General features: G+C 44.4%; 25 protein-coding genes. 12 read left to right on the forward strand and 13 right to left on the reverse strand.

Annotation, left to right across the window (positions count from 1 at the left end):
• Positions 1-51 precede the first annotated feature (51 nt).
• From kdpB to DEO27_RS01365, 6 genes are all read left to right on the forward strand, one after another.
• A complete protein-coding gene (kdpB, locus tag DEO27_RS01340) occupies positions 52-2,082 on the forward strand; it encodes a potassium-transporting ATPase subunit KdpB (RefSeq protein ID WP_112575872.1) in 2,031 nt (676 codons plus the stop codon).
• Positions 2,083-2,191: 109 nt separating this feature from the next.
• Positions 2,192-2,758, forward strand: coding sequence for a K(+)-transporting ATPase subunit C (locus DEO27_RS01345; RefSeq protein WP_112575873.1), 567 nt, complete (start codon positions 2,192-2,194; stop codon positions 2,756-2,758).
• A gap of 393 nt (positions 2,759-3,151) precedes the next feature.
• Positions 3,152-4,282: a sensor protein KdpD gene (locus DEO27_RS01350; protein ID WP_112575874.1), complete on the forward strand. Its 1,131-nt coding sequence runs from the start codon at positions 3,152-3,154 to the stop codon at positions 4,280-4,282.
• 2 nt (positions 4,283-4,284) lie between these two features.
• The gene (locus tag DEO27_RS01355; RefSeq protein ID WP_112575875.1) at positions 4,285-6,006 is read left to right on the forward strand and encodes an ATP-binding protein; all 1,722 of its coding nucleotides are present in this window, start codon (positions 4,285-4,287) and stop codon (positions 6,004-6,006) included.
• A gap of 161 nt (positions 6,007-6,167) precedes the next feature.
• Entirely contained in the window at positions 6,168-6,728 is a 561-nt protein-coding gene (locus tag DEO27_RS01360; protein WP_112575876.1) for an NUDIX domain-containing protein, read from the forward strand.
• Positions 6,729-6,767: 39 nt separating this feature from the next.
• Entirely contained in the window at positions 6,768-7,499 is a 732-nt protein-coding gene (locus DEO27_RS01365) for a lysophospholipid acyltransferase family protein (RefSeq protein WP_112575877.1), read from the forward strand.
• Between the two features lie 118 nt (positions 7,500-7,617).
• On the opposite strand, the gene DEO27_RS01370 is transcribed toward DEO27_RS01365, so the two are convergent.
• Positions 7,618-8,013, reverse strand: a complete 396-nt coding sequence (locus DEO27_RS01370; protein ID WP_112575934.1) for a cupin domain-containing protein — start codon at positions 8,011-8,013, stop codon at positions 7,618-7,620.
• Between the two features lie 176 nt (positions 8,014-8,189).
• Between DEO27_RS01370 and DEO27_RS01375 the strand changes: the two genes are divergently transcribed.
• From DEO27_RS01375 to DEO27_RS01390, 4 genes are all read left to right on the forward strand, one after another.
• On the forward strand, positions 8,190-8,594 hold the full coding sequence (locus DEO27_RS01375; RefSeq protein ID WP_112575878.1) for a putative quinol monooxygenase: 405 nt from the start codon (positions 8,190-8,192) through the stop codon (positions 8,592-8,594).
• A gap of 334 nt (positions 8,595-8,928) precedes the next feature.
• Positions 8,929-9,402, forward strand: coding sequence for a ribonuclease H-like YkuK family protein (locus DEO27_RS01380; protein ID WP_112575879.1), 474 nt, complete (start codon positions 8,929-8,931; stop codon positions 9,400-9,402).
• A 59-nt stretch (positions 9,403-9,461) separates the two neighbouring features.
• The gene (locus tag DEO27_RS01385; RefSeq protein ID WP_112575880.1) at positions 9,462-10,298 is read left to right on the forward strand and encodes a sulfurtransferase; all 837 of its coding nucleotides are present in this window, start codon (positions 9,462-9,464) and stop codon (positions 10,296-10,298) included.
• 183 nt (positions 10,299-10,481) lie between these two features.
• Entirely contained in the window at positions 10,482-10,955 is a 474-nt protein-coding gene (locus tag DEO27_RS01390; RefSeq protein ID WP_112575881.1) for an SRPBCC family protein, read from the forward strand.
• A gap of 128 nt (positions 10,956-11,083) precedes the next feature.
• Here the strand turns inward: DEO27_RS01390 and DEO27_RS01395 are convergent, their stop codons facing one another.
• Together DEO27_RS01395 and DEO27_RS01400 are read right to left on the reverse strand one after the other, a co-directional pair.
• Positions 11,084-12,262 carry an MFS transporter gene (locus DEO27_RS01395; protein WP_112575882.1) on the reverse strand — a complete coding sequence of 393 codons (1,179 nt, stop codon included), beginning with the start codon at positions 12,260-12,262 and terminating at the stop codon, positions 11,084-11,086.
• An 11-nt stretch (positions 12,263-12,273) separates the two neighbouring features.
• Positions 12,274-13,023 (reverse strand): DeoR/GlpR family DNA-binding transcription regulator, encoded by a 750-nt coding sequence (locus DEO27_RS01400; protein ID WP_112575935.1) that lies wholly within the window; start codon positions 13,021-13,023, stop codon positions 12,274-12,276.
• A gap of 66 nt (positions 13,024-13,089) precedes the next feature.
• On the opposite strand from DEO27_RS01400, the gene DEO27_RS01405 reads away from it, so the two are divergent.
• A complete protein-coding gene (locus DEO27_RS01405; protein ID WP_112575883.1) occupies positions 13,090-13,650 on the forward strand; it encodes a 5' nucleotidase, NT5C type in 561 nt (186 codons plus the stop codon).
• A gap of 400 nt (positions 13,651-14,050) precedes the next feature.
• On the opposite strand, the gene DEO27_RS01410 is transcribed toward DEO27_RS01405, so the two are convergent.
• The 6 genes from DEO27_RS01410 to DEO27_RS01435 form a co-directional block, all read right to left on the reverse strand.
• Positions 14,051-14,902 (reverse strand): hypothetical protein, encoded by an 852-nt coding sequence (locus tag DEO27_RS01410; RefSeq protein ID WP_112575884.1) that lies wholly within the window; start codon positions 14,900-14,902, stop codon positions 14,051-14,053.
• A 12-nt stretch (positions 14,903-14,914) separates the two neighbouring features.
• A complete protein-coding gene (locus DEO27_RS01415) occupies positions 14,915-16,249 on the reverse strand; it encodes an acetylxylan esterase (RefSeq protein ID WP_112575885.1) in 1,335 nt (444 codons plus the stop codon).
• 14 nt (positions 16,250-16,263) lie between these two features.
• The gene (locus tag DEO27_RS01420; RefSeq protein WP_190295295.1) at positions 16,264-17,604 is read right to left on the reverse strand and encodes an acetylxylan esterase; all 1,341 of its coding nucleotides are present in this window, start codon (positions 17,602-17,604) and stop codon (positions 16,264-16,266) included.
• A gap of 5 nt (positions 17,605-17,609) precedes the next feature.
• The gene (locus DEO27_RS01425; protein WP_146750151.1) at positions 17,610-18,452 is read right to left on the reverse strand and encodes a hypothetical protein; all 843 of its coding nucleotides are present in this window, start codon (positions 18,450-18,452) and stop codon (positions 17,610-17,612) included.
• Between the two features lie 31 nt (positions 18,453-18,483).
• A complete protein-coding gene (locus DEO27_RS01430) occupies positions 18,484-19,701 on the reverse strand; it encodes an acyltransferase family protein (protein WP_146750152.1) in 1,218 nt (405 codons plus the stop codon).
• A gap of 500 nt (positions 19,702-20,201) precedes the next feature.
• A complete protein-coding gene (locus DEO27_RS01435) occupies positions 20,202-21,152 on the reverse strand; it encodes a TIGR01212 family radical SAM protein (RefSeq protein WP_223818122.1) in 951 nt (316 codons plus the stop codon).
• A gap of 324 nt (positions 21,153-21,476) precedes the next feature.
• On the opposite strand from DEO27_RS01435, the gene DEO27_RS01440 reads away from it, so the two are divergent.
• Positions 21,477-21,914, forward strand: coding sequence for a hypothetical protein (locus tag DEO27_RS01440; RefSeq protein WP_146750153.1), 438 nt, complete (start codon positions 21,477-21,479; stop codon positions 21,912-21,914).
• Positions 21,915-22,242: 328 nt separating this feature from the next.
• Here the strand turns inward: DEO27_RS01440 and DEO27_RS01445 are convergent, their stop codons facing one another.
• The 4 genes from DEO27_RS01445 to DEO27_RS01460 all read right to left on the reverse strand — a co-directional run bounded on the left by DEO27_RS01445 (position 22,243) and on the right by DEO27_RS01460 (position 25,019).
• A complete protein-coding gene (locus DEO27_RS01445) occupies positions 22,243-23,058 on the reverse strand; it encodes a DUF5995 family protein (RefSeq protein ID WP_112575891.1) in 816 nt (271 codons plus the stop codon).
• A gap of 67 nt (positions 23,059-23,125) precedes the next feature.
• Positions 23,126-23,872, reverse strand: coding sequence for a sulfite exporter TauE/SafE family protein (locus tag DEO27_RS01450; protein ID WP_112575892.1), 747 nt, complete (start codon positions 23,870-23,872; stop codon positions 23,126-23,128).
• A 73-nt stretch (positions 23,873-23,945) separates the two neighbouring features.
• A complete protein-coding gene (locus DEO27_RS01455; RefSeq protein WP_112575893.1) occupies positions 23,946-24,422 on the reverse strand; it encodes a DoxX family protein in 477 nt (158 codons plus the stop codon).
• A gap of 204 nt (positions 24,423-24,626) precedes the next feature.
• Positions 24,627-25,019 carry a hypothetical protein gene (locus DEO27_RS01460; protein ID WP_112575894.1) on the reverse strand — a complete coding sequence of 131 codons (393 nt, stop codon included), beginning with the start codon at positions 25,017-25,019 and terminating at the stop codon, positions 24,627-24,629.
• Positions 25,020-25,358 lie beyond the last annotated feature (339 nt).

Below are 25,358 nucleotides of genomic sequence, written 5' to 3' on the forward strand. Positions count from 1 at the left end.
GCACAATCCCAACACGCCCCCTCTCAAGAGGGGAACAAAAAATAGAAAATCATGAACTCAACTCAAAATACATTGTTCCAGGGCGATCAGATGAGGGATGCTTTAAAACAGTCCTTCATTAAATTAAACCCACGCGTCCTGTTCCGTAACCCGGTGATGTTCACCGTAGAGATTGGTACGGTTGTAATGCTTATTGTAAGCCTGTTTTCGCTTACCAATAAAGGCCAGGGTAGCTTTGGTTACAACTTTACCGTGTTTATCATATTATTACTAACCGTATTGTTTGCCAACTTTGCCGAGGCCATTGCCGAAGCACGTGGTAAGGCGCAAGCCGAAAGCTTGCGTAAAACCCGCGAAGAAACACCCGCCCGTTTACTGGTTAACGGTAAAGAAGAAAAGGTGATGTCGTCACAACTTAAAAAAGGCGACGTGTTTATTTGCGAAACAGGTGACAACATCCCTACCGACGGCGAGATCATTGAGGGTATCGCTACCATCGATGAATCGGCCATTACCGGTGAATCTGCCCCGGTGATCCGCGAGGCAGGTGGTGATAAATCATCGGTTACAGGTGGTACCAAGGTACTATCCGACAGGATAAAAGTGATGGTAACTACCCAGCCTGGTGAAAGCTTCCTGGATAAAATGATCGCGCTGGTAGAAGGTGCATCGCGCCAGAAAACCCCTAACGAGATTGCCCTGACCATTTTGCTGGCAGGTTTTACATTAATCTTCGTGATTGTATGCGTTACCCTGAAGCCTTTCGGCGATTACTCTAATACGCCCATCACTATAGCCGCCTTTATATCGTTGTTTGTTTGTTTGATCCCTACCACTATCGGTGGCCTTTTATCGGCCATCGGTATTGCCGGGATGGACAGGGCTTTGCGTGCCAACGTGATCACCAAAAGCGGTAAAGCTGTTGAAACCGCGGGCGACTTAGATACTTTGCTACTGGATAAAACCGGTACCATTACCATTGGTAACCGTAAAGCCACCAACTTTTGGCCTGCAAGCGGTGTAGATGAACAGGAGTTTGTAATGGCCTGTGTATTGAGTTCTTTAGCTGATGAAACCCCCGAAGGTAAATCGATAGTGGAACTTGCTGAAGTGGGCGCTCATAAATTGAAAATTCATGCCCCTGCCGATTCGGTATTCATCAAGTTTACGGCCGAAACCCGTTCAAGCGGTTTGGATACCCCGGATGGTTTGCGAATCCGTAAAGGTGCTTTCGACTCTATCCGTAACATGGCCCTGAAAGCCGGTAACCCATTTCCTGCCGATGTGGAAGAGCAGGTGAAAAAAATCTCATCAAACGGTGGTACCCCATTGGTGGTTGCAAAAAACGAGAAGATCATGGGCGTTATCGAATTGCAGGATATCATCAAAACCGGCATTGCCGAACGTTTTGAGCGCCTCCGTAAAATGGGTGTTAAAACGGTGATGGTGACCGGTGATAACCCGCTTACCGCCAAGTTTATTGCCGAAAAGGCCGGTGTAGATGATTTTATTGCCGAGGCTAAGCCGGAGGATAAAATGAACTACATTAAAAAAGAACAGCAGGGCGGTAAACTGGTAGCCATGATGGGCGACGGTACAAACGATGCCCCCGCGCTGGCCCAGGCCGATGTTGGCGTAGCCATGAACAGCGGTACACAAGCCGCCAAAGAAGCCGGTAACATGGTTGACCTTGATAACGACCCCACCAAGCTGATTGAGATCGTGGAGATAGGTAAACAGTTATTAATGACCCGTGGTACGCTCACCACTTTCAGTATCGCTAACGATGTGGCCAAATACTTCGCCATTGTACCGGCCTTGTTTATGGTGTCTATGCCGGCTTTAAAGGCGCTGAACATTATGGATCTGCACAGTCCGCAATCGGCTATACTTTCGGCGGTAATATTTAATGCTATTATTATTCCATTGTTGATACCGCTGGCATTGCGTGGTGTGGAATACAAGCCGATTGGTGCAAGCGCCCTGTTACGCCGTAACCTGCTTATTTATGGCTTAGGCGGTATAATTATACCTTTTATAGGCATTAAATTAATTGATTTAGCTGTTTCATTATTCATATAAAAAAATGAGCCGGGGACGTGGGGTATGGATTTAGGGCGACAGATAAGCTTTAACTACCATCCGTCACAAACCCCACGTTTCCAAACTCATCTCTAAAAAATTAAATAAAATGAAAACATATTTGTTGCCATCCATCAAGCTAACTTTAATACTCATTGTATTAACAGCGGGCATATTTCCTTTAGCTATAGCCGGTATAGGTAAATTTACTCCGGGCAAAGGTGATGGTGAAACCATTACTTACAAAGGCCGCGTAGTTGGTTATGCCAACATCGGTCAAAAATTCACTAAAGATGAATATTTCTGGGGCCGCCCCTCTGCGGTTGATTATAATGCTGCCGGTTCAGGAGGTTCAAACAAAGGCCCGTCAAATCCTGATTATTTGAAACAGGTTGAAGGCCGTATCGACGATTTTATGAAACACAACCCTGGCGTAACCCGCTCACAGATCCCTGCCGAACTGGTTACCGCATCCGGTAGTGGCCTGGACCCTGATCTTTCACCGGTCGGTGCAAAAGTTCAGGTAGCGCGCGTAGCTAAAGTTCGCGGTCTTTCTGCTGATGCTGTAAACAAACTGGTTGATGAACATACCGAAGGCCCGTGGTTAGGTATGTTTGGCCCTGCTAAAGTGAATGTATTGAAGCTGAATGTGGCTTTGGATGGTTTGAAGAAATAGAAATATAAACTATGTCATTGCGAGGAGGAACGACGAAGCAATCGCACGGAAGCAAAGCCGCCGATGCCGTTGTTGGTGTTGTCACCAACAACCACGAGACAAGGTAACCAGCAAGGAAACTGAAAGGCGGAGAGTTGTTGGTGACAACACCAACAACGGCGGGGGGCCTCAGGATGACAAAAGGAATAATAACTAATAAATAACAATACCAATAAATTAAATGCGCCGGGACTGTGCGATTCCCCTCTTGAGAGGGGCGGAGGGGTGTGTTATTCGTCACGCGATGAAACACACCCCTGCAACCGCACCATTCCAGTGCTCCCCTTCTCAAGAGGGGAATTGAAAAATAAAATTGATAAATTTAAAAGTCTCCCTTTTTAAAGGGTTTGCCTTATGAACGAAGATACCAAAGAGCAGTCGGTTGAGCATTTTCTGGAGCTGATTAAAAAATCGCGCCGGGGAAAGTTTAAGGTATACATTGGCATGAGCGCGGGTGTGGGTAAAACCTACCGGATGCTGCAGGAGGCTCAGACCCTGTTGCGCAATGGTATCGACGTGAAAATTGGTTACATCGAAACCCATAACCGGAAAGAGACCCATGCCCTTCTTGAAGGTTTACCGGTAATTCCCCGGCGTAAGTTGTTTTACAAAGGGAAGGAGTTGGAGGAGATGGATTTAAAAGCCGTGATCAGCTTACGGCCCGAGGTGGTTATAGTTGATGAACTTGCCCATACCAATATTGAAGGCAGCAGCAACGAAAAGCGCTGGCAGGATGTGATGGAGATCCTGAACGCTGGTATTAATGTGATCAGCGCGGTAAATATTCAGCATATGGAAAGCCTTAATGAGGAGGTGCAGCGGATAACCGGAGCTACCATCAATGAGCGGGTTCCGGATAAAGTGCTGCAACTGGCTGATGAGGTAGTAAACATCGATTTAACTGCCGATGAACTGATTGAGCGCCTGAAAGAAGGCAAGATATATGATGAAAAAAAAATCCCTACCGCACTGAGTAATTTTTTCCAGGCGGAGCGGATATTGCAGTTACGTGAACTGGCCCTGCGCGAGGTGGCCCACCAGGTTGAGCGGAAGATTGACATTGAAGTGCCTAAAACCATTAAGTTGCGGCCGGAACTGTTTTTGGCCTGTATAAGCACCAATGATGAGTCGGCTAAGGTTATTATCCGTAAAACGGCAAGGTTGTCATCATATTATCGCTCAAAATGGTATTTGCTTTATGTGCAAACCTCGCGTGAGAGCAGCGATAAGATTAACTTAGCCGCTCAAAGGCACCTCATCAATAACATGAAGCTGGCCACGCAGCTGGGCGGTGAGGTGCTGAAAGTAAAAGACGATAATGTGGCCCGTACCATTTGGGAAACTGCCGAAAAATATGATATCACCACGATTTGCATTGGCAAGCCGAGGTTTAAATTTTACCAGCTTATTATGAAAACAGCCGTGTTTACACAGCTACTAAATAAAATGTCCAAAACTGATATTGACCTTGTAATACTCTCATAGCCATGACAATTAAAAATAAACTCCGGGCAGGGATAGGCTTCCTGTTTACACTGGCATTAATTTGCTGCGGAATGTCGATATACTTTCTTAATCAGCTCTCTTCTGACGCGGGTGCCATACTGAAAGATAACTACAAAAGTGTGCAATACGTTCAAAATGTACTGTCGACGATTGATTCGCACCCGGGAAAACTTACGCCTGAGCAAATCAAAGTCATTGATAAAAATATGGCCCTGCAAGACCGCAACGTAACCGAGGTTGGCGAGCGGCAATTTACCGATTCGGCAAGGCTCACTTTTGAAAAGCTGAAGGAAGCGGGCAACGACGAGCTTCAGGAAAGACAGTTAAGCTTAAGGTTTCGCCAGCACCTTTATAACGTTATGCGGGTTAACATGGATGCCATATCACGCAAAAACGATATTGCTAATGCTACTTCAAAACGTGGTTCGTTATTAGTTGCTTTTTTGGGTGCTTTCTTATTTCTGGTAGCCTTTAGCTTCGCGGTTAACTTCCCGGGTTACATTGCTAACCCTATCAAGGAACTTACGGCTCGAATCAAAGAAGTATCAAATAAAAATTATCATCAGCAGATCCATTTTGAATCTAACGACGAATTTGGGGAGCTGGGAGAGGCTTTTAATAACATGACCCGCAAGCTTGATGAATTTGAGAACAGTAACCTGGCAAGTATCCTGTTTGAGAAAAGACGGATAGAAACCATTATTAACTCTATGCAGGATGCCATTATCGGTTTGGATGAAAAGCAGGTGATCATATTTGCCAACCAGGTAGCCTGTAACCTGATAGGCATGAAGGCCAGTCAACTTAATGGCGAATATGCTCCAGATATTGCTTTGGAGAATGACCTGATGCGCAAGCTGCTGGTGAACGATCAGGCGAAACTGCGCATCTTTGCCGATAATCATGAGGGTTTCTACTCGCGCGAATCATTATCGGTAAGCAGTAAGGATAAAGTGATAGGGAAGGTGATCATCCTGAAAAATATTACCGAATACCAGCAACTGGATGAGGCTAAAACCAATTTTATCGCAACCATATCGCATGAACTAAAAACGCCGATATCATCTATAAAAATGAGCCTGAAACTACTGGAAGATGAGCGTATTGGCGATGTGAACCCCGAACAGCGCCAGTTGATTAGTAATATTGATGATGATACCCGCCGCTTGCTGCTCATTACGGGTGAACTGTTGGATATGGCCCAGGTTGAAACCGGTAAGCTGCAACTCAACTTCGGCAGTACGCACCCGCAAAATATTGTGGATTATGCTGTAAAGGCAATTAAGTTTATCGCTGATCAAAAGCATGTGGAGATCAAAGTAAAATGCGATGAAAGTTTGCCTAAAGTACATGCCGACCTGGATAAAACTACCTGGGTACTCATTAACCTGCTCTCAAACGCCATAAAATACAGTCACGAAAAATCGACCGTGGAACTGGTGGTTAAAAAGCATAAAAACGATGAAATAGAGTTTTCGGTAACAGACCACGGAAAGGGTATTGAAGATCAATATCTGCCCCGGTTGTTCGAGCGCTATTTTAAAGTGCCTAACACCACATCTGAGCAGGGCGGAACAGGTTTAGGCCTTGCCATTGCCAAAGATTTTATTGAGGCCCAGGCCGGCAAGATCAGTGTAGATAGTGAAATAGGATCGGGGAGTACGTTTTATTTTACGCTGAAGAGAGCGATAGCTGCGGCTTGATTTGTATCCGGTCGTGGGGACACGACCTTGGGGTGAGTGTATTCACAACCGCTGTCCCTTATTTAATTTAATTTTTCCCGGTGGTTGTGTCCTCACAACCGCCTTTTTATTTAAATTCAATTTTATTCCTTCCATCAAGCCTAATCCATTATTTTTAGGCCATGCATCACCCTGAAGATAATCCCTGGAAAATAACCTCCGAACAAAATATTTATGATAATCCCTGGATCAATGTTACCGAATACCAGGTTATTAATCCCGCCGGTAATCCCGGTATTTATGGCAAGGTTCATTATAAAAATTTAGCTATAGGCGTTTTACCTTTAGATGAAGAGCTGAACACTTACCTTGTGGGGCAGTACCGTTTTCCGTTGAACCAGTATAGCTGGGAAATGCCGGAAGGTGGTGGTCCGGAAGGTACTGATCCACTTGAATCGGCCAAACGAGAATTGCTGGAAGAAACAGGTTTAAAAGCGTCCCAATGGACAGAGATCCAACGCCTGCACCTCAGTAATTCGGTAAGTGACGAGTTGAGTATATTATACCTGGCACGTGGTCTTGAACAATTTGAGGCCGAACCCGAGGAAACCGAGCAGCTTATCATAAAAAAAGTACCCTTTGCCGATATGTACCGCATGGTTTGTGATGGCGAAATTACCGATGCCATGACGGTTGCAGCGGTGCTCAAAGTACAGCTGCTCCTCACAGAAAACCGTTTGTAAATTACCGCTTTGTTTAAAAAAATATAACTTTGCCCACTGATGAAAAAGTTATTAGGCTTTATTTTAACACCGCTAACCGCCATTGCATTTTCCTTGTGTTTAGTTATATTTCATCCTTTGCAGTGGATTAGTTTTCGTGTGTTTGGCTACACTGCGCATAAAAAGGTTGTTGATATACTAAACCTGTTCCTGTTAAGAACCTTTTATTTACTCGGCGATACTGTAACTTTTATTAATGAGCAAAATTTACCGGTAGGCCGCCCTATTATATTTCTGGCCAATCACCAGAGTTTGCTTGATATCCCCCCACTCATCTATTATCTGCGTAAATATCACGCCAAATTTGTTTCTAAGATTGAGCTTACCAAAAATATCCCTTCTATCAGCTATAACCTGAAACATGGGGGCGGTGCTAATATCGACAGAAAAGATCAGCGGCAAGCCATGACCGAATTAATGATGTTGGGCGCGCGGATGAAGGAAAATAATTGGTCGGCAGTAATATTTCCTGAGGGCACCCGTTCAAAGGACGGTACGGTTAAACCATTTCACTCGGCAGGTATTGCCGCTATCCTAAAAAAATGTCCCGACGCCTTGCTTGTTCCAATTGCAATAAATAATGCCTGGAAGGTTATGAAGTACGGCTACTTTCCTCTTAATACTTTTACCGCAGTAACCTGGACGGTGTTGGAGCCCATTGAACCCGGCAAAACTCCCGTAGCTGAACTGGTGCTTGAGGCTGAGAATCGGATTAAAACTGCGTTAGCTTGATTTAAATAAAAACCATGTCATTGTGGCAATCGCACAGAGCGGTCGCGCCTCCGTGCGATTGCTTCGTGCCTCGCAATGACATGTTGGTTATGGGTTTAATATCAATAGCTTGTTAAAACTAACCCTTGTAGCTTTCCTCGCTCACTTGCTCCATCCAGTCAACCGGCGAACCGTTTAATTTTTCCTGTATGGCTATGTGGCTCATGGCTGTGGTATCGGTGGCTCCATGCCAATGCTTTTCGTTCGGCAGGAAATAAACTACATCTCCCTGGTAAATATTTTGTTTGGCATCGCCTTCGCGCTGTACCCAGCCCGCGCCGGCAGTAACAATTAATGTTTGCCCAAATGGATGGGTATGCCAGGCCGTACGGGCACCCGGTTCAAAGGTAACCAAGGCCATAGCCACGCGTGAAGGTTCTGGCGGGCTCATCAGCGGATCGATACGTACTGAACCGGTAAAATATTCGGCCGGGCCTTTGCCTGATGCCTGCGAGCCGTTTCGTTTAATTTCCATAGTGTTGTTTATATAGTTGTTGTTAAACAGATCAAAATTACAGCTTATGATTTTGTTTGCCGGGCTAAACAGTGATAATGGTAAATAAAACAGTAATTGGTATAATATAGTGCATGAAAAATATCGGCATATTTGAATATACATCCTTGCTACCCATTTATTCAAACCAACTCAAAATGAAACAAATAAACATCAAGGCATTGCTGCTAATCATATTGGTATTTTTAATTATGATATTTACTAATCAAAATGCTTCGGCCCAGCAAGGTGACAAGGTTGTGCACATTGCCAAATTACAAATAGACCCTGCCCAGCTTGATAATTATAAAGTTTTCCTGAAGGAGCAAATTGAAACCGCGGTACGTGTTGAACCCGGCGTTTTGACCCTGCATGCTGTAGCAGACAAGGATAATCCGGCTCATATTACTGTTTTCGAAATATATGCCGATACCACGGCCTACAAAGCTCATTTGCAAACGCCACATTTTAAAAAATACAAAATCGGAACTAAGGATATGGTAAAATCACTTGAGCTGATTGTTGTTGTGCCGCTTGAACTACAGGCGAAGGGAAAGCTGTAGGCGGTTCTATTAACGACTTCAAACAGTGACTTCCCGCCGCCGCTCGCGTCCTCGCGAGTGGCAACTATTCCCAGGCCTCAGGCCTGCTACTCCAGCTTCGGCGCCCAGAGGCCGCTTAATAGTCGACACTCGGCCGGAGCCGAGCGTCAGCGCTGGGTACTATTCACCTTTCGCCTTTTACCTTTCGCCTTTCACCTGAAAATCCCCAACTTGTTAACAATCAGATAAATGTTAACAAATAAATCACATGTTATTTACGTTAATATGAAAGCTAATCGCTTATTTTTATAGACCCATAAAAAAGGTCGCCTAAAATTTACCTAAAATAATTTTTATGACCTGGAGAAAATTCAGCGGCGAAGTAATCCAATCGCCCATTATGGAAGAGGTTGAAAAGGCAATTGAACGCGAAGCCCTCCTTGGTAACAAACTCAAAGTATGTATCGGCACCGACTCTCAAGTTAAGGGATCTATTACAGATTTCGCGACGGTGATCGTATTTCTGCGCGAAAAACGTGGTGCCTTTATGTTCATCCATCAGGAACGCACATCGCAAAAAATGAGCATCAAAGAAAGGATGCTGAGCGAAGTGCAGAAATCAATTGACATAGCTTACAAGCTTTGCGATTTGCTTGACCTGTACGATGTAGACCTTGAGGTACATGCCGACATTAACACCAATCCGATGTTTAAAAGTAACGCGGCCCTGCACGAGGCTATGGGTTACATCCTGAGCATGGGTTTTGTGTTTAAGGCTAAACCCGAGGCTTTTGCAAGTTCATACTGCGCCAACAAAATAGTGCAGTAAATTTGCCAAACTAAAAGCGGTGTATCTATATTTGATATTTAAACATATCAGATATACCTATGTCGTCATTAATTGAAATCAACGATCCGGCTTTGGCCGGCAAGGATACTATTCTCATTGATGCCCGCGCAGGGCAAGACTCCTATCAGCGTTACCTGGCCGGTCACCTGAAAGGCGCGATATTCGCCGACCTCGACCAGCACCTTACCACTAAACCCGAAGATCCCGCTTTTGGCGGCAGGCATCCGCTGCCCAACATACAGGAATTTGCTGTACAGTTAGGCAACTGGGGTGTTACGCCTCAAAGCCATGTGGTGGTTTATGACGATAAGTCGGGCGCGTTTGCGGCCTCGCGTTTATGGTGGATGCTGCGGGCTATTGGCCACGAAAATGTGCAGGTACTGAATGGCGGTTTGCAGGCGGCTAAAAATGCCGGTGTTGAGCTAAGCACCGAGGCTTACACGCCAACCCCGGTTGATCCGTACCCGGTAACACATGAGTATGCCAATACAGTTTTGATTGATGAAGCAGGCGAAGCAGCCAAAGACCCTTCGCGTGTAGTGATAGATGTTCGCGAAACACCAAGATATTTAGGCCAGACAGAGCCTTTGGATCTGATTGCCGGGCATATTCCTGGCGCTCATAATCTGCCCTATACCAACAACCTCGGCGCGGATGGCAGATATTTGCCTGCCGATGAATTGCGTAAAGCATATGACGCTGTTATTGGCGATGTAGCGCATAATGAGGTGATTGTTCACTGCGGATCGGGTGTTACAGCTTGCCATACTTTGCTGGGTTTGGATTATGCCGGTATCGCTGGTGCCAAGCTTTATGTGGGTTCATGGAGCGAATGGTCAAGAAGGGATTTGCCAATAGGGAAGGAAGAGAGGTAGATAAATTATTGAATTTTGCCGCCGCTCGGCTCCAGCCGAGTGGCAACTATTTCCAGGTCTCTGGCCTCCGTAGCCCGGCGGCCGGGAGGCCGCTTGATAGTTGCTACTCGCAAGGATGCGAGCGGCGGCTCCAGTTTCTTTTGTGTTTTTATAACATTCCCCCTTCATCCTTGTTACCCCATAGTGAAAACATACATTTTAAAAAGAGAACAAAGCCTCCCCATCACCCTTAACGAAGCCTGGGATTTTTTTTCGTCCCCTTTAAACCTGGCTAAGATCACGCCGAAGGATATGAGTTTTGTAGTTACATCTGATTATACCGCCGATACCAAAATGTATGCGGGCATGATCATCACCTACAAAATATCGCCATTGCTGGGTATCAAAATGAACTGGATGACCGAGATCACCCACGTTGATGATAAAAAGTATTTTGTTGATGAGCAGCGTTTTGGCCCTTACGCCCTATGGCATCACCAGCACCATTTTAAGGAGATAGACGGAGGTGTACACATGACCGATCTTTTGCACTACGCCATCCCATATGGCGCGATAGGCAGGTTTGCCAATGCCGTTTTTGTTAAAAGCAAAGTTGAGCAGATATTTGATTATCGTACAAAGGTGATTGAGGATTTGTTTGGAAAATACCTGCCGTAAATCTACTCCATGCCATTGCGAGCGAAGCGTGGCAATCGCATGCTATACAGAGCGGCTTTGCTTCCGTGCGATTGCCGCGCTTCGCTCGCAATGACATATTATTTATTTGCGGTAGATATTTAGTTTTTTTATTCACCCGCCAACGCCACTTCTTCCTCAACAATCTTAACCTTTTGCCTGCTCAGTGTCAAAGCAAATAATGCACCGGTTGAGGCCATGATCACACCCACAATTTCCGGCGAGGTAAAGCCTAATCCCCAGGCAATAGGTAAGCCGCCCAGGAAAGCGCCTAAAGCGTTGCCTATGTTGAAAGCGGCTTGTGTAGCAGCCGCGCCAAGCATTTCGGCACCTTTGGCTGTATTGATCATCAATGTTTGTATAGGCGAACCTATGGCCATTGAAAGGCCACCGGTTATAAATGTCATTACCAGCGACAGGATCTGATTTTGCGAAACAAAGAAGATCACAATTAATGATATGGCCATCGTGATCATTAATATTAAGCAGGCTTTTACCGGCGAAACTTTATCCGCCAGTTTACCGCCAATAACATTGCCTACTACCATGCCCAGACCAGCTAAAACCAATACATAAGGAACACTGCTGGCCGCGAATTTAGATACTTCGGTCATGAGCGGGGCTATGTAACTGATCCATGCAAAAAGACCGCCGGTACCAATAGCCGTAAGACCAATGATAAGCCAGGCCTGCTTTTTTCTGAAAAATGTAAGCTCAGAGCGGATGTTGCCGCTATTGTTGGGTGCTAACCGTGGCAGCCATAATTGGATAAATATTAAAGTGAGCAAGCCAATTACAGCGATCATCCCAAAGGTATAGCGCCATGAATAATGGTGACCGATATAAGTACCCAAAGGAACGGTAAGTAGGTTGGCAATGGTAAGCCCGGCAAACATAATGGATATGGCTTGCGCCTGTTTACCTTTTTCGGCAAGACGGGTAGCCACTACCGAGCCTACGCCGAAGAACGCACCGTGTGGCAAGCCGGCTAACAACCTCGAAAACAACAACACATAATGATTTGGCGCAAAGGCCGAACAAGCATTGAAGACTGTAAAAATGATCATCAATACGGTCAGGATCTTTTTAGGAGGATAGCTGCTGGTAAATGCTACCAACAGTGGCGCGCCAATAACCACGCCTAAAGCATAAGCCGAAATAAGGTGCCCTGCAACAGGGATACTGGTATGAAAATCATTGGCAATATCGGGCAGCATGCCCATCATTACAAATTCGGTAGTGCCTATGCCGAGGCCGCCTAAGGTAAGCGGTAGTAAACTTTTTTTCACGTTGTTGGATGTTAAAAGATGTTGATGCCTGCTTCCCTGTATGTCGATAGTTGTTCGTCGTCGGGAGATACATCGGTAATGATAGTGGCCAGTTCTGTAACCGGGCCTATGTAATAAGAATCGGCTTTGTTTATTTTTTCTAAGGTGGATAGCGCAATGGTTTCCTTTGATATTTCGATCATCGTTTTCTTGATCTCCGCCTCTTCGTAATCGCGGGTGGTAATGCCTATGGTAGGATGCACGCTACAGATCCCGAAAATACACAGATCGGCCCGGATGTTCCTGAACGCGTTGATGGTTTCGTGGCCGATGGTGGTGAATGATGATTTATATAGCCGACCGCCTGCAAATATCACTTCAACTGTTGGATGGTCTTCCAGCGCGTTTGCTACCGGAAAGCTGTTGGTAACTACGGTGATCCTTAAATCGTCGGGCAGGCTTTCGGCTACAGCCAGTGTTGATGTACCGCCATCAAAAATTACCACTTGTCCATCTTTTAAAAAGCTGAGCACTTTAGATGCGATCACCTTTTTGGATGCTACGTCGTGCTTTTCCCTTGCCCGGTAATGATGCGGAATGGGGGAGTGGGCCACCGCGCCGCCCCTTACCGCGGTTAGCAGCTTTTGATCGGCCAGTACTTTGATGTCGCGGCGTACGGTATCTTCCGAAACATTGAGTTTTTCGCTCAGTTCGGTAAGCATAACCTTGTTATCTTTTGATACGTGATCTAAAATGATCTGGAGTCTTTCTTCTCTTACCATGTTTGCAATATGATGCAAAGTTACAAATAATTTGCAAAATATTGCAAATTTGTTTTGTTTTGCTGCATGAAATTGCATGAAAGAAAAACTATCGCAATCGACATGGACGGCGTTATGGCCGATGTCGAGCCGCAACTGATCAAATATTATGAGCAGTTGTATGGTATTACAACAACCCTTGAAGCTATTAACGGTTTATCGCATGCAGAGGCTTTTCCGCTGGATGCTGCAACAAAAGCTTCTTTGAACCTGCCGGGTTTTTTCCGCACATTGCCTGTGATGCCCGGCGCTGTTGAAGCTGTTAAAAAGCTGATGGAGGATTATGAGGTATACATTGTGTCGGCTGCTACCGAGTTTCCATTATCATTATTCGAGAAGTTGGAATGGCTTCAGGAGTATTTTCCTTTTATCGGCTGGCGTAATATTGTGCTGTGTGGCGATAAAAGCATTATTCATACCGATTACATGATAGATGATCATTGCAAAAACCTTGATTATTGCAGCGGTAAGGCCATCATGTTCAACGCGCATCACAATAAGCACGAACACCAGCACGTACGCGTTCACAATTGGGACGAAGTATTAAACCTGTTTGAAACGGAAAAATCCGCTGCTGATTTGGTGTAATTTAATCGGGCAAGAATCGATAGGTTGATAGGGCTTAGTATAGAATCGACCGCATAGTTTGGCTAAAGCCAATAATTTTCGGCTTTCTTTTACCGTTGGTTAAAACCAACGGCAATGAATGCCTTGCATTTTGAGTAGCTTATGGTAGCTAAGTGCTTTAAGTTTTACGTGTTCCGCTTTTATATTTACCGACAGATAGGATTTCATAGCCGTTGGTTTTAACCAACGGAGTAATGGCAGTCTATAAGAGGGCTTTAGCCTAAACCCGCCTGCATAAATTGGCTAAAGCCGGTTCTATTTCAGCTTTTTTACGTTTGGTTAAAACCAAGGCAATTAATGTTTTTCATTCAAGTAATCAAAGACTAAAAGCTTTATGCCTTCGGGCTTGAGCTTTTAAAAGCTATTTAGTATCAATCCGGTAAATAAGCGACGCCGATAGGTTGGTGCCCGCGCCGGTATTACGGCCGGTAACAAACGTTCCGCCCGTTAAAAACATCGATAGGCTTTTGGCAAAGGAATGCCCGTAGCTTAATGCAACCTGGTTAAACGCGAAGTTTTTGCTGGCACTTGGGTTTACGTTAAATTCCTTATTGATACTGGTAGCATAAAATCCGCCTACGCTTAATGAAATTTGCTCACGGAATTTTTTATCGAGCGTTACGCCGTAAGTAGCATTATACCTGTCCTGGAAAACACTTTCGTAGCCGAAATACTCGCGTACGCCGTTCTCTAAAATGAAGAATGAGTTTTTTCCAAACAGATGCCCGCTGCCTGCAAAGGCCAGTCTGAGTTCGGCTCCTTTTTGGTTATAGCCCAACGCGGTATTGGTATACATAGGTACAATGGCTGTACCCTGTAAGCTGAAATAATATTTATAATTAATGTTGGCTAAATAATACCTGATGCCTACTTCAAGGTCCTGAAAGCCGGAGCTTTTGCTGGTACCAAGATCTGTCGCGAAAGTATTCATGACATAGGGGGCCAGTACCGATAGCGTAAACCGGCGACTTAAGCCAACCTCCGAGTATAGCGCATAGCTCCATGATGTAAACTTGCCATTATTGGCAAAGGCATCTTTATGACTGTTTTCGTCCCAGGCTTTATTGGCAAAAAAGTAGGTTGCTGATGGCGTAAGCGTGATCCTGCCCGGTCGTACCGGGAAACCGCCGCCGTAGCTTTTAGCAGGTATAAAAGCAGCAAGCGTAATTGCTGTAAACAGATAATATTTTGAAATGGATAACTTCAGGCCCATGGTTTAAACGTGCTAAAATAAACCAAATGTATCACGCATCCAACGGCCCTCGTACTCTTTATACTCCACGCTTACTTCGTGGCCCAGATTTTTAAATATGATCATGTGCTTATCGCCATTCAATGAATTGTAAACAGCATAACCATTAGCAGGAGGTACAAAGGGATCAAGTAAGCCTAAACCAATAAGTGTAGGGCATTTTATCCGGCTTGCAAAGTTTTTGGTGTCGTAATAATCAAGGTTGTTGATCACCTGGTCAAAGCTTACCCCGGCTTTGCTGTTGCAGTATTTCCTGATATCGTTAATGGGCCATGTTACCGCGCCAACCAGGTTATGTACATCGCTCATGATAGGGTTTTGTGCCGAACATAAAGCAATGCGGTGATCAAGTCCTGAAACCGCCAGTGACAGAAAGCCGCCCATACTACCACCACTCGCAAGGATCTGATCATGACGAAGGTTAGGCTGGGCGAAAATAAAATCCACCGCTCTAACGCAGTCCATGATCACGCCGCGCATCACGTATTTGTTTTTATCTTCAATATGATAGGAGATAAAGGCATCGCGCTCGGTATGCACCACGTCTTTACTGGTTCCCTGGCCGCGGGTATTCAGGGTGATGATCACCAGGTCCGGGTCGTCACCAACTATGGGCTGCAGGTTAACCTGGTAACCGGGCAAACCCAGCAGTACCGAAAACTTTTTGTCTTTATTTTTAGTGATAGGCACCGTCATGAAACCACGGATGAGAATATCATCAAGCGATTTCATTTCAATTTGATAAACCTTGCGATTTTCCGTTTGCCTGTCGGGTAGCTCGGTGAGTTTGTAGTTGGGCTTCACCTTAGCCAGTTCATCTTTAGCGGTTTGCCAAAACTGGTCAAAATCGGCAGGTTTAGCATACTGCGACCTGATATCGTCTGGTTTAATCCCGAAAGCGCGACGGGTGGTATCGTCATAATCGCTTACGTTGATCATCATATTGAGCTTGTAAAAGCCCGCCTTCAAGCCTGGAACATCAAAGTCATATTTTGAAGTGCTCTTTTTGGCGAGGTTTACCGGTTTCGACAGTGTTTTAATAACCTGCCCTTTTTCGGTAGTAATAATGTATGAGATGGTACCTTCCTGGTTGGTGTCGTGGTTGTTTTTTATCTCGAAACTGAATGACGCGGTTGAGCTAAAAGTGCCGTTCTTATCGTTGATGTTGAGTACGGTTGATACTTCTTCACCATCTTCTTTGTCCTGGGCCAGTACGGGCCTCGCGCCGTTGAACAACAAAAAACATACAGCTAAAACAAGATAGTACGGCTTAAATTTAATTGTGATCAGGAAGTTAAAACAGTTCATTAAAAAAGTACAATTTATGGAATCCGGAACTTTTCCCGGATCCAGAGATTTTGAAACATAAAATAATTCAGGTCAACCTCGTGAGTTGAGTTTGGCACACTTACCCACTCCTTGTTGGTTGTACCCAAATGGTTATACAAAGACATGCTGCAACGCGGCGGGCAAAATTGGTCAAGCAAGCCTATGCCCATCAACACGGGGCATTTTACCATTGGCGCAAAGTTTTGCGGGTCATAATAATCAAAGTTCTCAAAAAACTTGTCCCATGTAAATTCCGCACGCGAAGCCTTATACCGTCTAAACATTTTGAACGGCACAACCTGTTCTTTGTACGAAGCCGAAATATTGTAATTATCCCGGATATCGGCAAATAAAGGTACCTGCATGGTTAATACTTTAACCCTTTTGTCAAGCGCGGCGGTTACCACAGCTAACGCACCACCCTGGCTGCCGCCCTCTACATAAATTTTTGAGGTATCAATACCAAGGTTACTATGCGAGTAAAGGAAATCGAGCCCGCGCAGGCAATCCATGTAAACGCCGCGATAAATGTACTTGTTCTTATCCTCAATATTGGTAACATTATAATTATCGGTGTTAATGTGCACCACATCCTTACTGTTGCCATTACCACGCACGTTGATATCAAAAGCAATATAATCATCATTGTCCATGTTGGGCTTCAATTCAACCACATAGCCGGGTACACGATAATGTACCGGAAACTTGCGACCATCAGTAGGGATCACCAACCAGCCACGGATCAGCAGGTTATCGTACGACTTCATCTCTACCAGGTAAACCTTTTTGTATTTGGTTGATAGGTCTTTACGCTCTAAAACTTTGTACTGCGGTTTTACATCGGCCAGTTGCTGGCGGGTTTGCAGCCAGAAGCTATCAAAATCGGCAGGTTTATGTAATTGCGAGGTAATGGATTCGGGGTTTAATCCAAACACCTTGCGCACCGTATCATCATAAGCCGACAGGTTAAACATAAAATCGATATGATAAAACCCCGCGTTTTTAGTGTTAACTTTTACATTAAGACTTTTGGAGGAACCGGCGCCGATAGAAAAATCCGATGAATCTTTGAATACAGGCTTGCCTTCGTCGGTGGTGATAACGTATTTGAATTTACCTTCCTGTTTATCTTTATAAGTACTTTTGATGTTAAGCTTGTAGCTGATCTCATCATTACCTTTAAAAATGCCGTTCTTGTTACGGGGTTTGGCCTCGATGAACATTTCGCCGTCGCTGTCATCCTTATCCTGGGCGAAAACGTTGGTTGATGATAGCAATAAAAGTGTTGCTGCAAAAAATATAATGGGGGTAAAACTGATATTAAACTTTTTCATCAACATCATATTTTAAATATTAACTGTAATGAACCTCCGTAACCCACACCGGTGTTACGGCCAATTGGGGTATAATAACCGCCTAAAAAGGTTGAGAACCTGCGGCTGAACTGGTGTCCGTAATTCAATGTCGGCTTAAAAAAAGAATAGTCGCGGGCGTTGTTGATATTGGCGTTGAACGTTTTGTTTGAACTGATAGAACGCAGGTACAAAAGCTCCAATCCAAACTGGTCATGTCTGCTTACAGGGTAGCCCACCATAGCGCTCAGGCTTACCTGGCTTGGCCCCTGCTCATCAAAGTATCTGCGGAAAGATAATTCGGTATTAAAATAGCCTTTTGATGCAATGCTTTTAGGCAGATTGCCGCAGTACATCAGCTTGGCTTCGGCGCCGTAATTGCCATAACCCAGATCGGACAGCGGATTTTTTCTGTTATAAAGCGGCGCTATACCCGATATCTGGAAACTCAGAAACCGTACGTAATTAAAGTTAACAAGGTTGTAGCTCAGCCCCATATACAAATCACCAAGACCGCGATTGGTGATAGTTCTGCCGTCAAATAATCGGTTTTGAGAATATACAAATGGTACGCTGGCTATAAGGTCAAGCCTGCGTGATAAGCCGTAGCCTACATAAAGGTTGGCCGAGTAGGAAGTAAAGCTGGCTCCCGGATCGCCTTTAATGCGCCGTCCGTCGATGTCAAAACGGTCAGTTTGGTGATAGAGGAACATGGATGGGATAACAAGGTCCCTGTATTTGCCAATTGGCCATCCCGCGTACAGCTTTTGTGGCAGCAGCATACCCGTTAGCAGTAAGATGCTTAAAATGCAGCGTAGTTGTTTCTTCATTGATAGATAGACATAGTTTTAGGTAGCACTGTTAAACTATCGATTTTTCACGTACGGCCTTATGTTTAACCAAAAAATCAGACTTGCGGATGTAATGGTTAAGCGGTTCTTCAATTAATTTAAACAGCGTTATTGAAATGATATTTAAAACGATGAACGCGTATAAAAGGTTTAAACTATCGTACTCAAACGGCGAATGCCAGTCCACGCCCCATTTATCATAAAGTTCAAAAACATAATCATTAAGGCTGTTCATGCCCTGGTGTATAAAGTTGTACATATATCCCAGGTGGATAAGGTAAAATATGTACGAGCTTTTGCCCAGTAGTTCAATAAACGGATGCGCCAGGAATTTTTTAAGCAGGGTAGTTTCGGTAAGCAAACCGTAAAAGAATATCGTTATAGATATAGCCAGGAAATAATTATTGGTTAAAATACCCCATGGATTATGCAAACCTGCCTCATAGCCTTGTGGAATGGTTAATGTTGACATGATCCAAACACAGAAAAAGATCAGGAAGAAACCGAGGTAAGTAAACTTCTTTTTACTGCTGCCATCCAGTTTTTGCTTACGAACAATTAGCGCCAGCTGAATGCCCGCGAAAAATTCAAAGCACCGGCCTAAAAAGGTATACAGCATCATGAAGGTAAAGTTGCCGAAGAAACCAAACCAGTTAAAATGACTAAAAATAAGCACCAGCGAAACACCTAAACCTGTAACGGCGATGGGCTGGATATAAAACTTTTTGTATTTGGTAGCGATCAGAAATATGAATGGGGCCGAAAAGTAAAAACATTCCTCCACAGTTAATGACCAACCTTGCGCTATGCCTGTAAACTTAAACTGATCGAAAAAGCCACGCAGAAAAACGATATTCATGAAAAACATCACCACGGGATTTTGTCCTGCGGTTACCGTTTGGTTTTGCGTGAAATGATAAGCTATGAATGCGCCAATAGTGAGCAGGGCGTACATAGGATAGATTCGCGCCACCCGGTTTTTCAGGTATTGCAGAAACCACTCCTTGCTTAATTTAAAACTGTCAAAATACCGGAAAGCAATTAAAAAGCCCGAAAGCACAAAGAAAATGGTAACCCCAATATGGAACTCGTTAAAGAAACGTTGCACGGAGTGGGGAAATTTTTCATCAAATACATACGCAAAATGCGAGATAAAAACCAGGTAAGCCGCCATGGCCCGCACACCGGTTAATGCAGGAATATAATTGGATTGCGCTCTTTGTGACAAAACAGACGTATTTTAACTTTTAGATCAATTTAATTATACGTAAATATTTGCAAAAGGGATACCAATGTTTGAATAAGTAAGGGTTGAATTAAGTAGCAGTTTTAAAATCAGTAGCAGTTTTGAGTGGCCGTGGCAGTTTTTTGATTAGAAGTTAGGAGGGTGTGGTTTGCTTATTCGTTAAATCAGAACCGGGATTTGGCGGGATTTGCCGGATTGATGGATTTTTCTTACTTCCCCCGATCCGTGTCCTCACGGATCGTATTGGATGATAGTTGTTAACTCAAACAACAAAAAGCGGAGGATCGTGCGATTCCCCTCTTGAGAGGGGTGTAGGGGTGTGTTTCTGCTTTGATATGTAAATGGTACAAACACACCCCTGCTCTCGCTCTTTCCACCGCGCGCCCTCTCAAGGGGGATTTTAAAATCCATTAAGGACAAGACCGCCGGGCGGCATGAAAAATCCTGCCAATCCTTAAATCCTAAAAATCTCGGTTCAGAAATTACAGTGCGTATTTGCTCCCCTGCACCACACCTTTGCTCAGGATCCGTTGATCAATATAATATTGGATCTCTGATTTTTTTAATCCCCAGTTAGGTGCGATGAGCAGTTCGCGGTCGCTGAGGCCGAAGAGGCGCTGGATTACGATATCGGGGCGAACAAGTGGTAATAGCTCGCACAGGAAATCGGCATATTCTTCAATGCCAAACAGGTGAAACGGTTCGCGTTTGTATTTTACGCCCATTACCGAGCCTTCAACAATATGCAGGTGGTGAAATTTTACAAATTTGATCTGCTTAAAACGGTTGATCTCATCGGCATATTTCAGCATCATCTCCTTAGTTTCCCAGGGGAAACCGAAAATGGTGTGCACACAAATATCCAGTTTTGAATTTTCGACCAGGCTCAGGGCTTTTACCAGTTCTTCATGGCTGCAGCCGCGGTTAATCTGGGTCAGGGTATCGTTATAGATACTTTCCATCCCCATTTCCAGGTCTACATCAAAACGGTCGGTATAGCTCTCTAACAGGGCTATCTTTTCGGCGTCGATACAATCGGGACGGGTACCTACCGATAGACCTACAATATCCTCGGTGCCGTAGCTCAGGGCTTCGTCATAAAGCATTTTAAGGTAATGTGCCGGGGCGTAAGTATTGGTATTGGGCTGAAAGTAAATGATAAACTTATCGGCCTTGTTGCCTTTACGGGCACGCTCCATACCTTCCTCAACCTGCTGGCGCACAGTAGGGGCGTTGCGACTAACCGATGGTGTAAATGAGTCAACATTACAATAGGTACAGCCACCGTAGCCTTTTGAGCCATCGCGGTTAGGGCAGGTAAAGCCACCATCAACAATCACTTTAAACACACGATGGCCTTTGTATTTTTCCTTAAGCCATGGCCCGTAATTGTTATAGCCTTTTTCCCAGGTTGTTATTGTTTGCTGTTCCACTTTGCTTGCCTTTTGATGATCTCACTGATTTATATTGTCATTATCAGCGGTTGAGGCGCAAAGATAGTGATTTTTGATGAGCGCTGTGTTTTCATCATGTTCGGTGCGGCGCTTATCGAAAGAAAGCCCACTGTTAAATAGCGTGTTTTTACCTATTGCTTTGTGGATTGTAATCTGTTAACTTTAAGTAGATTATAAAAATAACCTTTTATCTGCCGCACAAAAAATGAAATAGTATTCCAAGCGGCAAATCAAATCTATTGCGAATATCTTCTTGTTATCAGGATGGTGATCTATCAACAACAACCAATAAACAACCAAATTATGAACCCCTGGATTTGCGCACTTTTAATTTCTCTGGCCGGGATGGTTGGGGGAATGGTTAATGCACTGCTAACCGACAACAAGTTTATTGTCCCTAAGCTCAAAAACGGGATCCTTTGCCCGGGCTTTCTGTCAAATATTTTGATCGGGGCAACGTCGGCATTCAGTTCATGGTCGTTTTACGGATCTGGGGCTTCGATAGAACTGGCAAAAACTACGGCTACTGCGCGTCAGGATATCAGTTTAACATTTTCGGCGCTTGCCGGTGCCTTTTTGGTAGGCGTTGCCGGTGCTAAATGGCTTACAAACGAAGTTGACAAACAGTTACTAAAGGAAAGTGTAAAGGAAGCGGCTAAGAAAGATATCAGCCCGGAAAAATGCGATAAAATTATTACGCAATCGCCCCGTAAAATCCTGGAAGATATACAGCAAGCCTGACCATTACTTTCAACAAGGACTCGTATTTTAGTTTGACTGTGTTATTATTGTATCGTAAATAATTAAAATCCTAAGCCGTGTTGCATATAGGTTCAACGCTCGAAATAATTGGTTTACTTGGTGTATACCTGTGCAATATCCCTTTATATATTTATAGGGCGGTGCATGCGGTTTGTACCGGGCAAAAGGTTCCTGCTTACCGATGGCTTTTTTATGTACCCCAATGGCTTGACCATTATGTAAGGTTTGTAGGTTTAGGAATGCTGGTATTGTTTTTTCTGTTGATTGCAATTGGAAAATAATAGTTTCTTGAGATTTAACTTATCATTTATTTCACTCCATCGGTAGGGTACTGGTTTACCTTTAAATAAGTCTTTTTATATGTGGTCAGGATCTCGGTTATTTTGGATGAATCGCGTTTTTCAAATAGATGGATGATCCATACCGTAAACCGCAGCATGCCCACGGGGTTAACAATGCCCAGCCCCAGTTTATTAATGTCGTTATCCCTGCTGGCTATCTGCTTGGGGTAATCATCCCCGGTACGGGTAAACAGGTCTTCGGCAAAACACCATGCGCCGTCGCGGGCATTGCTGAGGGCAAACTGGATTAGGATAGAGTTATTTTGCGCGTGCAGACCGGCCAGCGATAATAGGGGCGAAATCTGATTCAGTTCGCTGATCACCTCGTAAGTAAGTGCCGAAAGTATGGTGTTGATGGAATTAAAATCTTTATGGACCTCGGTTAGCGGCTGGTTAAGTTTGCGGGCTACTTCAACAACGGCAACGCCCAAATCGAGGTTAATATGCGCGTTCATGCCGATGAGTAGGTGCTGCAATACCAGTTTTGATGATTTATCAAAAATGCCGAAAGCCAATTGCCAGCTATTGGAACAGGGTTGCTTTTGCTGCCAGGAACGATAAGCCGCGATATACCTGTTGGCGAAGATCACATCCAATTGTTCCATTCGGGCAGGGTTTTCAAATTCGCCGTTTTGGATGCCTTCCCTTACCTTGCAGGTAACCTTATGATACAACGCCGCGAAAAAACCGGCCCGGCTGTCGGTCTTTATGGCATCGGCGATAATGGCTTCCAGTTGTTCAATGATCTGATCGATAGTTTGGGCTTGTGCAGTAGGTTCCATAACGGGCAGATAAGTCCAGGTAAATAATTGCAATTTAAAGATAGGGTTTTTGGTGATAGCTTGTACGTCAGGTTTTTATGTTGAACAGGCTAAACACAATTAAAAATACGCCGATGAGCAGCAAACCCCAATACACATATCTGAAAAATGAAGCATTGCCCAGCTTATGATTAAGGTATCGCCCTAAAAAAATCGCCGGGAAAACAGCCGGAAGTGATACTATAAAATATTTTAATACTTCGATGGTAATTAACCCTTTAAAAATATAGCCCATTACCCCAATTAAGCTTGCCGGCAAAAAATAGCCCTGAAGCGTGGCCCTGAAATCTTTAGCGTTCCATTTGCGCATATTGCCATAAACAACCAGCGGCGGCCCGTTAACACCATAGGCTCCTCCCAAAACTCCCGACAGAAAGCCACATACAAACAGCCAGAATTTTCTATCATGATTAAGCTGAAAGCTATTTTTGCCAAACATGGCATATAGCGAGTAAAGGATGATGAGCGTGCCCAGCCCGGTTTTTACCCAAAGCTCGTTACCGTAAATCAAAATCAGTAAACCAATCGGGATACCGGGCAAGGCAAAAAGGATGAGCCATTTCGCGCTGTTCAACTGGATTTTGCTATGATCCTGAATCACAACAACCAGTGCAACCAAAACAGAAATAAGTACCGAAAGCGGAACGGCAACGCCAAGAGGAATAAATATGCTTAGCAGCGGTACAGCTACCAGCGATTCGCCAAAGCCAAAGGTTGAGCGTACCAGCGTGGCAATGAAACTTATGATAAAAATATAAAGAAAAATAGTATACATATTGATGTTTATTAAACCTATTGATCATTTGCCTTAGTGGCTTAATGATCAATAGGTTGTTATTTTTTATGATTTAGTTGGTGCCTCGCTTTGCAGCCAGGACGGAATCGACAGAAAACATACCACCTCCCGAAATTAGCAGCGAGATAAGCGCTGCGATGTACAATAAATTGATCTCATAGCCTGGCGGACCGAAAATTGGTCCGCCAGGAGTTAAGCCGATGGTTTTTACCGAACTGTAACCATAATTAATTTGGATGCCGAACATGGCTACAAGCATGATCCCTATAAGCGGTACGGCGGTGATGCTTACCATAAAACCGATAAACATGGCCAGGCCGCCAATCAGCTCTGTTAAGGTAGAGACCCACGCCATAGCATGAGGAAAGGGCACGTGGATCTGAGCCAACAGGTTCCCGAAGGCTTCGGGGCCTTTAATCAATTTCGCCCAGCCGTGTGCCATAAAGCCGAAGCCAACGGCCATGCGTAAAAGCAGGGGAGCCATTTGCCGGTAATTTTTGCCGACTATAGAAAAAATAGGATTGATCATGATTTTTAAATAACTGATATGCGACGATCATTGAGGTGCGTTATGCGCTAATGCAGCTACAGATTGCAGGAACAATAGCGGCGCCAACCGAATGATCATCAAAAAAATGTGAAATACAAATAGTCGAAAAGGCTAAGCAGGAATGCATTAATCAAGCCACGGCACAATTGACTGCCGGGCAATAAGCATTTGAAAAAAGGGGATTCAGATGAGCAATGCCCTGTTTGCCAAATAAAGCGGAATAGCGCTTAAGTTACAGGCAGGGGTGTCAGGGTATAAAACAATAAGCTTTTTTAACAGGACAATCCCTGCAAAAAATACTACCGCTACAACAACCGCCAGCAGTAAAGGGACTGCTGTTTTTGATACAACCTCCTGGTACGGGATGATTTTGTCGCCGCTATTGTAAGCGTTGCATACATCCTCAACAATGGCCCTGATGTCGCGCGGAGTCTTTTGTTCTTTGTTTTGAGATGCGTGGCTGGCGAGCGAGCACAAAACATTCCTTACCGGGCAATAACCAAGCATCAGGAAAACCAACACCATCATCAGGCTTAGTGTCTGGCGTAGTGATTTATTGTTTTTGCTGTGTGTCATGGCTTTGATAACAATTGGTTGTTGTATTGATTAAAGCGGTATCACAAAGATAGCATGTTTTGAAGAAGCGTTTTGTAACAAGATGATGAGGGAGGGAGCTAACAGGAGCCGGTAGCTCATACATTGACACTAAAGATGGATTTATGAGGATTGGGCCGTGCGATTCCCTCCCCTGGGAGGGTGTAGGGAGGGGTTTCAGCGAAATACGTTCCATTTGTTTAAATGGCGTATAAACCCCTCCCCGCCAACACGCGATCCTTCCGCACCCCTCCCAAGGGAGGGAATTGCTTTTTAACAGACTATTATTTTCAATAAAGAACAATACACGCAACTTCCCCG

It is taken from the genome of Mucilaginibacter rubeus (assembly GCF_003286415.2).
In the GTDB taxonomy this organism is placed as follows: Bacteria; Bacteroidota; Bacteroidia; order Sphingobacteriales; family Sphingobacteriaceae; genus Mucilaginibacter; species Mucilaginibacter rubeus_A.